At 59.8% G+C, this 610-nt stretch carries 1 protein-coding gene; it reads left to right on the top strand.

What is annotated here, in order from left to right; translation table 11 throughout:
* Positions 1-610: AMP-binding protein (locus tag CVM73_RS38800; RefSeq protein ID WP_146006761.1), on the top strand; the 610-nt coding region annotated here is incomplete at both ends.

The following is a 610-nucleotide window of genomic DNA, read 5'->3' as shown; positions in this document are numbered from 1 at the left end:
GCCGCGAGTGCTGCTGGCCGATGCAGCGGGGCGATCGGCGCTGGGCGACGATGCGCTACGCGATCTGACGGTGGTGGATCTGGCGGCGACGCCGGAATGGGCAAATCTGCCGGAATCGGATCCGGACGCGCGTGCGCTCGGCCTCACCTCACGCCATCTCGCCTATGTGATCTACACCTCCGGATCCACAGGCACCCCCAAGGGGGTCATGGTCGAGCATCGCGGCTTGGTCAATCTCGGCTTGGCTCAGATCGGGCTTTTTGGCGTTTGTTGCAACAGCCGCGTGGTGCAGTTCGCCTCCCTCGGTTTTGATGCAAGCGCCTGGGAGCTTGTTATGGCGTTTGGTTCGGGAGCCACATTGCATTTGCCTGCAGATGAGCTCCGTCAAGCGAGTAACAAGCTATCGTATTATCTGCGAAGCGAAGCCATCACGCACGCGACGCTGCCTCCAGCCTTGCTTCAGGGAAGCCAGAAGCTGGAAGACTTGGGATCGCAAGTTCTCATTCTTGCTGGAGAGCTGCCGAAGGCAGAACTCATCCGGAGTCTGGCTCCAGCATCCATTATCAATGCTTATGGACCTACCGAAGCAACAGTTTGTGCGGCGACCTGG

The sequence above is a fragment of the Bradyrhizobium forestalis genome (assembly GCF_002795245.1).
GTDB lineage: Bacteria > Pseudomonadota > Alphaproteobacteria > Rhizobiales > Xanthobacteraceae > Bradyrhizobium > Bradyrhizobium forestalis.
Note: the sequence above shows the minus strand (reverse complement) of the source record. Positions and strands in the feature narration are given on the sequence as shown.